8 protein-coding genes and 1 pseudogene are annotated in these 7,458 nt (G+C 64.9%); 4 read left to right on the forward strand and 5 right to left on the reverse strand.

Annotation, left to right across the window (positions count from 1 at the left end):
- The 5 genes and pseudogenes from VN856_RS07685 to VN856_RS07705 form a co-directional block, all read right to left on the reverse strand.
- Positions 1 to 219: pseudogene (locus VN856_RS07685) on the reverse strand (histidine phosphatase family protein); the annotation flags it as partial.
- Between the two features lie 150 nt (positions 220 to 369).
- Positions 370 to 1,359, reverse strand: coding sequence for an NAD-dependent epimerase/dehydratase family protein (locus tag VN856_RS07690; protein ID WP_325687715.1), 990 nt, complete (start codon positions 1,357 to 1,359; stop codon positions 370 to 372).
- A gap of 74 nt (positions 1,360 to 1,433) precedes the next feature.
- Complete coding sequence (locus VN856_RS07695) at positions 1,434 to 1,871, reverse strand: nitroreductase family deazaflavin-dependent oxidoreductase (protein ID WP_414686899.1); 438 nt, start codon at positions 1,869 to 1,871, stop codon at positions 1,434 to 1,436.
- A 37-nt stretch (positions 1,872 to 1,908) separates the two neighbouring features.
- Positions 1,909 to 2,280 carry a nuclear transport factor 2 family protein gene (locus VN856_RS07700; protein WP_325687719.1) on the reverse strand — a complete coding sequence of 124 codons (372 nt, stop codon included), beginning with the start codon at positions 2,278 to 2,280 and terminating at the stop codon, positions 1,909 to 1,911.
- Positions 2,281 to 3,444 (reverse strand): steroid 3-ketoacyl-CoA thiolase, encoded by a 1,164-nt coding sequence (locus tag VN856_RS07705; RefSeq protein WP_325687721.1) that lies wholly within the window; start codon positions 3,442 to 3,444, stop codon positions 2,281 to 2,283.
- A gap of 120 nt (positions 3,445 to 3,564) precedes the next feature.
- Between VN856_RS07705 and VN856_RS07710 the strand changes: the two genes are divergently transcribed.
- The 4 genes from VN856_RS07710 to VN856_RS07725 all read left to right on the forward strand — a co-directional run.
- A complete protein-coding gene (locus tag VN856_RS07710) occupies positions 3,565 to 4,815 on the forward strand; it encodes a cytochrome P450 (protein WP_325687722.1) in 1,251 nt (416 codons plus the stop codon).
- Entirely contained in the window at positions 4,815 to 5,834 is a 1,020-nt protein-coding gene (locus VN856_RS07715) for an acyl-CoA dehydrogenase family protein (RefSeq protein WP_325687724.1), read from the forward strand. Before VN856_RS07710 ends, VN856_RS07715 begins: the two co-directional genes overlap by 1 nt.
- Positions 5,819 to 6,982 (forward strand): acyl-CoA dehydrogenase FadE29, encoded by a 1,164-nt coding sequence (gene fadE29 / locus VN856_RS07720; RefSeq protein WP_325687726.1) that lies wholly within the window; start codon positions 5,819 to 5,821, stop codon positions 6,980 to 6,982. The genes VN856_RS07715 and fadE29 overlap by 16 nt, the downstream gene beginning before the upstream one ends.
- Positions 6,979 to 7,458, forward strand: a 480-nt coding sequence (locus tag VN856_RS07725; protein ID WP_325687728.1) for an FAS1-like dehydratase domain-containing protein, incomplete at its 3' end; no start/stop codon positions are given. The genes fadE29 and VN856_RS07725, both read left to right, overlap by 4 nt.

The following is a 7,458-nucleotide window of genomic DNA, read 5'->3' on the forward strand; positions in this document are numbered from 1 at the left end:
CGCGACGTCGGTCGCCTGACCTTGGCCGGTCGCGTCGAGTGCGGTTCCGGGTGGGTTCGTGTCGATGATGCCCGCGTTGTTGTCGATCGACTCCCCGTGCCGGACAAAGTCGATGATGATCGACCCGTCGTCGGCCCAGGCCAGCGCCGGTCCGACGGCCATCAGGGCGGTCGAGAGCAGTCCGACGCTGATGACGCGGAGCCGATTTCGGTTGCTCATCACTTCTCCCTCTGCCGTGGGCGTGGCAGCGAGCAATTTACCGCAGCCAACCGCATGGTTTAAGCAAAACCACAGGTTGGCTTAAGGCGGTTCACATACCACCAGCGATGGTTCGGTCGGTGGATTCGCGGCCCTTTCGGTAGGGCGGACCTAAATGCGGCCAACCTTCTGCAGCCCGTCGATCGTGTCGGCGAGCGTCTGCGCGGCGTCCCGTTGCGTGATGCCGAGGTCGCGTTCGGCGGGGCTGTCATCTGCGGGCGGCATCTGGGTGTAGTACTGCATCGCGGCGGAGTTGATCGGCGTCTCGAACGGCAGATGATCGCCGATGACGTCGAACAAGCGCCCCAGGGCGCGCAGTCCGACATCAGGGACCGGAAAAGCCACCAGGTTGCGATGGGCGGCGGCACCGATGAGCGACGCGAGGCGATCCACCGCGATACGTCGGCCGCCGGCCATGTATCTGCGCGGTCCCTGGCCCGGCTGCAACAGTGCGACGTGCAAGGCGGCGAGGTCGCGGACGTCCACCACGATCCAGGCGGCGCTGCGCCCCGGCACACCGCGCATCTTGAGCGCCGCTTGCACGCCCTCGGCTGCCTCACCGAACTGATCACCCGCAGGTGGTCCCAGCACCATGCCGGGATAACTGATGTTCACTGGCGCGCCGGCGTCCTGAAGCCCTCGCGCATACGCCTCGACGATGGCCTTGGACTTGCCGTAGCCGTCGGACCCGCCGACCACGGGCAGCTCCGCATGCAGCATCGCTAGACCGGGGCGAAACAGCGCCGAGAAACTCGAGACGTGAATGATCGGATCCATCTTCGCTGCGGCTGCCCCTCCGAGCACGTTGCGGGCGCCTTCGAGGTTGGTGCGCAGCATCTCCTCGCTGCGGGCGGGGTCGGTGGAAACCATTGCTGCGCAATGAATGACGGCATCACAACCCCGTAGCGCCGCGGCAGTGCTCTCTGGGTCGGCGATGTCACCGACGACGTGGTCGCCTACATCGACGCCGATTTGCGCAGCGCTGGTGTGCAGGCGATCGGGGTTTCGCACGAGAAATTTGACTTGGTGTCCACCATCCTGGACGGCCTTCGCCGTCCATGCACCCACGAACCCAGTGCCCCCCGTGATCAGAACCTTCATCAGACCCTCCCGTACGAAAATCCCGTGCGAAACCCGCCGGGAGACGTCCTCACGGCATTCCCGGTCAGGTCACGTCAGCGCGCGGGGTCGCAGATGACTATCGGGATCGTCCGGTCCGTCCAGGACTGGTAGTCGTCGTACGACGGGTACATCTTGACCAGTTGCGGCCAGTAGTGGGCGCGCTCCTCGTCGGTGGCGTCGCGCGCGGTCAAGTCGAGCACTTCTTTTTTGATCTGGACCGAAACCTTCGGATCGGCTTTGAGGTTGAGGTACCACATCGGGTTCTTCACGGCGCCGCCCTTCGATGCGGCGACGATCACCCGGTCACCGTCCCGCAGGAAATACAGCGGAGACACCCGGGGTTGCCCGGTCTTGCGCCCGGTCGTGGTCAGCAGGGCGACCGGAATGTTCTGGAAGGTGCTGCCCAGTCCCTCGCCACCGCTGCGGCGGTACATGAAGGTGTTGAGGCGGGACATCCACTTGATGAAGATGTCGGCGAACGGTGTGTCCATGTAGCGCGGACGTTGTTTCTCGGCCATGACAGCGATCCTAGGTTCGCTGAATGAATGGGCGCATCTGGGCGTTGATGTGGCGGATCTTGCCGTCCACGATGAGAAACGTCTCGTCGACGTGCGTGCATACTCGCCGTCCGGCGAGCGACGGTTTGGTGATCACGTCGAACCGCGCCCGCACCCGGTCGCCGTCGACCTCGAACTTCGGCGGCGTGCAGGCTTCGATGATCCGAAACTGCGGGCCGCGATTCAGGCTGCGCCGCAAGTGGTTTCCGGAAAACCCGGTCTTGATGCCCATCTCGATCCGAACGCAGTCCGGCGCGAACGGGACCTCGTCACCCTGGTGAGTGGCCAGCGCGTCGATGTAGGACTGCGCCGCCGCGATGCGGTCCTGGTCGGACACCCCCACCTAGATGCGCTCGATGATGGTGCCGGTCGATAGCGCTCCACCGGCGCACATCGTGATCAGCGCGGTGGTCTGGTCGGTGCGCTCCAGCTCGTGCAGCGCGGTGGTGATCAGCCGGCTGCCGGTGCTACCCACCGGGTGCCCCAATGCGATCGCGCCGCCGTTGACGTTGACGCGGGCCATGTCGGGCTCGTGCACCCGGGCCCAGGACAGCACGACCGACGCGAACGCCTCGTTGATCTCGGTGATGTCGATGTCGCCCATCTTCATGCCGGCCTTCTCGAGCACCTTCGCCGTCGACTGCACCGGGCCGTCGAGGTGGTAGTACGGCTCGGCGCCGACGAGCGCTTGGCTCACGATGCGGGCCCGCGGTCGCAGCCCGAGCGCCTTGGCCTTGTCTTCGTCCATCCACAGCACGGCGGCGGCGCCGTCGGAGATCTGCGACGACGTGCCCGCGGTGTGGATCCCGCCCTCGAGGACCGGCTTGAGCTGGCTCAGGCCCTCCAACGTGGTGTCCCGCAGTCCTTGGTCCTTGGTCACGACGTGCCGGTCACTGGTCGGTTGCTTGTTCTCGTCGAGCACCGGGGCCTCGATGCCGCTGATCTCGCGGTCGAAGCGGCCTTCGGCCCAGGCCTGCTTGGCCTTGCGCTGCGAGTCGAACCCGAACTGGTCGATCTCCTCGCGGGTGATGCCGCGGCGCTTGGCGATCCGCTCGGCGGCGGTGAACTGATCGGGCAGGTCGATGTCCCACGAGGCAGGACGCAAGATGCCGCGATCCGGACCGGCGTTGGCGCCCAGACCGACCCGGCTCATCGCCTCGATGCCACACGCGATGCCGATGTCGATGGCCCCCGCGGCGATGAGGCCGGCCACGAGGCCGTTGGCCTGCTGGCCGCTACCGCACTGGCAGTCCACGGTCATGGCGCCCACGTGCTCGGGAAGCCCGGCGACAAGCCACCCGACGCGGGTGATGTTGTTGGACTGCTCGCCGTACTGCGTCACGCAGCCGCCGACAATCTGTTCGACGTCGCCCGCGTCGATACCGGCTTTCTCCACGAGCGCCTTCTGCGTGGCGCCCAGCAGCTCGGTGGCGTGCAGTCCTGACAACCACCCGGCACGCTTGCCGATGGGGCTGCGGGTGGCTTCAACAATTACCGGGTTACCCATGAGGTCAGGCTAGAACACGTTTCATTACCCTGACAAGCGACGATGCTCCGACACCTTTTGGTCTGCGGCGAGAGCATGTTTTACTGGCACTAGAACACGTTGTAGTTCAGGAGATACTTAATGGCACCCCCTAACATTCCAGCCGACTTCGACTTCCTCGATCCCGACGTCAACCTGGCCGGACTTCCCGTGACGGAGCTCGCCGAGCTCCGTGAGTCCGAGCCGATCCACTGGGTCGATGTGCCCGGCGGCACCGGTGGCTTCGAGGACAACGGCTACTGGATCGTCACCAAGCACGCCGATGTCAAGGAGGTGTCGCGCCGCAGTGACGTTTTCTCCAGTTGGCAGAACGGCGCGATCCCGACCTGGCCACCGGAGATGACGCGGGAACAGGTCGAGTTGCAGCGCAGCGTCATGCTCAACATGGATGCCCCGCACCACACTCGGTTGCGCAAGATCATCTCCCGGGGCTTCACCCCCCGCGCGGTCGGTCGGCTGGAGGAAGAGCTGGCACAGCGCGCCCAGAACATCGCCAAGAACGCGGCGAGCGTAGGTAGTGGCGACTTCGTCGAGCAGGTGTCGTGCGAACTTCCGTTGCAGGCCATCGCCGGCCTGCTGGGCGTTCCTCAGGACGATCGCGACAAGCTGTTCCGCTGGTCCAACGAGATGACCGGTGGCACCGATCCGGAGTTCGCCGATGTCGATCCGGCGCAGTCGTCGATGGAACTGATCATGTACGCGATGGCGATGGCCGCGGAGCGGAACGAGAACCCGACCGACGACATCGTTACGACGCTGATCGAGGCCGACCTCGACGGGGAGAAGTTGTCCGATGACGAGTTCGGTTTCTTCGTGGTGATGCTGGCGGTGGCGGGCAACGAGACCACCCGTAACTCGATCACCCACGGAATGATCGCGTTTGCGAACAACCCCGATCAGTGGGAGCTGTTCAAGAAGGAGCGCCCGTCGACCGCCGCGGACGAGATCGTCCGCTGGGCGACACCGGTGTCGGCGTTCCAGCGCACCGCCAACGAGGATCTCGAGTTGGGTGGCGTGCAGATCAAGAAGGGGCAGCGGCTGGTGATGTCCTACCGCTCGGCCAACTTCGACGAGGAGGTGTTCGAGGATCCGGACTCCTTCAACATCCTGCGCGACCCGAACCCGCACGTCGGCTTCGGCGGCACCGGTGCGCACTACTGCATCGGCGCGAACCTCGCCCGCATGACCATCAACCTGATCTTCAACGCGGTCGCCGATCACATGCCGGACCTGAAGCCCATCTCGGAGCCGGAGCGGCTGCGGTCGGGCTGGCTCAACGGCATCAAGCATTGGCAGGTCGACTACTCCGGCAAAGGCGCGGTCGCCAACTGATGGATTTCACGCCGGATCCTGAGCAGCAGGCTGTCGCCGACGTCGTCACGTCGGTACTCGAGCGGGACAACTCCTGGGCGGCGCTTGTCGCCGGTGGTGTGACGGCTCTGCCGGTGCCCGAACGGGCCGGCGGTGACGGTGTCGGCTTACCCGAGATCGCCACGGCGCTGACCGAGATCGGCCGCCGCGGGCTAGTCAGCCCGGCGCTGGCAACGCTGGGGTTGGGCGCGATTCCATTGCTGGACTTGGCTTCTGACGGCCAGCAGGACCGTTATCTCAGCGGCCTGGCCAAGGGCTCGGTGCTAACCGCAGCGCTGAACGAGCCCGGCACGGCGCTGCCGGACCGGCCCGCGACGACCTTCGTGCACAGCCGGCTGTCGGGAACCAAAGTCGGTGTCGGGTATGCCGAAAGCACTGAGTGGATACTGGTCACCGCCGACAGCGCCGTCGTCGTGGTGTCACCCAAGGCCGACGGCGTGCAGATCGCGAAAACCCCGACATCCAACGGGGCCGACGAATACGTCGTCACGTTCTCCGATGTCGCGGTGGCCGACGAGGATGTGCTCACCGGTGCGGCGGCGCAGCGGGTGAATCAGCTCGCCCTGGCAGCGATCGGTGCCTACACCGCCGGCCTGGTCGCCGGCGCGTTACGGTTGACCGCCGACTATGTGGCGAACCGCCAGCAGTTCGGCAAGCCACTGTCGACCTTTCAGACCGTCGCTGCTCAGCTCGCCGAGGTCTACATCGCTTCGCGGACCATCGATTTAGCATCGACGTCGGTGATCTGGCGGCTGGCCGAGGGCCGCGACGCCAGTGAAGACCTGGACGTGCTCGGCTATTGGATTACCTCGCAAGCGCCGCGGGTGATGCAAATCTGCCACCACCTGCACGGCGGCATGGGGATGGACATCACCTACCCGATGCACCGGTACTACTCCACGATCAAGGACCTGACCCGACTGCTGGGCGGGCCGTCGCATCGTCTCGATCTGGTTGGAGCGCAATGTTCATCGAACTGACCCCAGAGCAGCGTCAGCTGCAAGCCGAACTGCGCCAATACTTTTCCAACCTCATCTCGTCCGACGAGATGAAAGCGATGGAGAAGGATCGGCACAACGAGGCATACCGCGCCGTGATCCGGCGGATGGGCCAGGATCGCAAGCTCGGCGTCGGATGGCCAAAAGAGTTCGGCGGCTTGGGCTTCGGTCCGATCGAGCAGTCGATCTTCGTAAATGAGGCGCATCGTGCCGATGTGCCGCTACCCGCGGTGACGCTGCAAACCGTCGGTCCGGTGCTGCAGCAGTTCGGCAGCGACGCGCAGAAAAAGAAGTTCCTGCCGGCGATCCTGGCCGGCGAGGTGCACTTCGCAATCGGCTACACCGAGCCGGAGGCCGGCACCGACCTGGCGTCGCTGCGCACCACCGCCATCCGCCACGGCGACGAGTACATCGTCAACGGGCAGAAGATTTTCACCACCGGTGCTCACGACGCCGACTACATCTGGCTGGCTTGTCGCACCGACCCGGAAGCCGTGAAGCACAAGGGCATCTCGATCCTGATCGTCGACACCAAGGACCCCGGGTACTCCTGGACGCCGATCATTCTGTCTGACGGCGCCCACCACACCAATGCCACCTACTACAACGACGTCCGGGTTCCCGCCGACATGTTGGTCGGCGAGGAGAACGGTGGATGGCGACTGATCACCACCCAGCTCAACAACGAACGGGTGATGCTCGGTCCGGCTGGCCGCACCGCTGGCATCTACGATCGGCTGCACGACTGGGCGTCCAAGCCTGGCGGCGACGGTGTCACCCCCATCGACCACCAGGATGTCAAGCGGGCGCTGGGTGAGATCTATTCCATGTGGCGGGTCAACGAGCTACTCAACTGGCAGGTGGCTGCCGCAGGCGAAGAAATCAACGTGGCGGACGCCGCGTCGACGAAAGTCTTTGGCACCGAGAGCATTCAGTACATCGGCCGGCTGGCCGAAGAGATCGTCGGCAAGTATGGCAATCCGGCTGAGTCGGACACTGCGGAACTGCTGGACTGGCTCGACTCGCAGACCAAGCGCAATTTGGTGATTACCTTCGGTGGAGGCGTGAATGAAGTGATGCGCGAGATGATCGCGGCGTCCGGCCTCAAAGTGCCGAGGGTGCCCAGATGACGGATATCCACGAGGCCCTCGAGAAGATCAAAGCCACCGTTATCGCCAAGCCGCGTGTCGGCCGCGACCCGGTGAACCAGCCGATGGTCAACAGTTGGGTCGAAGCCATCGGCGACACCAACCCCATCTATCGGGATGAGGACGCGGCCCGCGCGGTCGGTCACCCCGGAATTGTCGCCCCACCGGCCATGATTCAGGTGTGGACGATGTTCGGCTTGGCCGGCGAGCGCCCGACCGACGATCCCATGGGCCCGATCATGACGCTGATGGACGACAACGGCTACATCGGCGTGGTCGCGACGAACTGCGAGCAGACGTATCACCGGTACCTGCGACCCGGCGAGGAAGTCAGCATCTCCTCGGAGATGGGCGACGTGGTCGGACCCAAGCAAACCGGCCTTGGTGAGGGCTGGTTCATCAACCAGCACATCGTCTGGCGGGTCGGTGACGAAGATGTCGCCGAAATGAACTGGCGG

The organism is Mycobacterium sp., assembly GCF_035603715.1.
Classification (GTDB): Bacteria; Actinomycetota; Actinomycetes; order Mycobacteriales; family Mycobacteriaceae; genus Mycobacterium.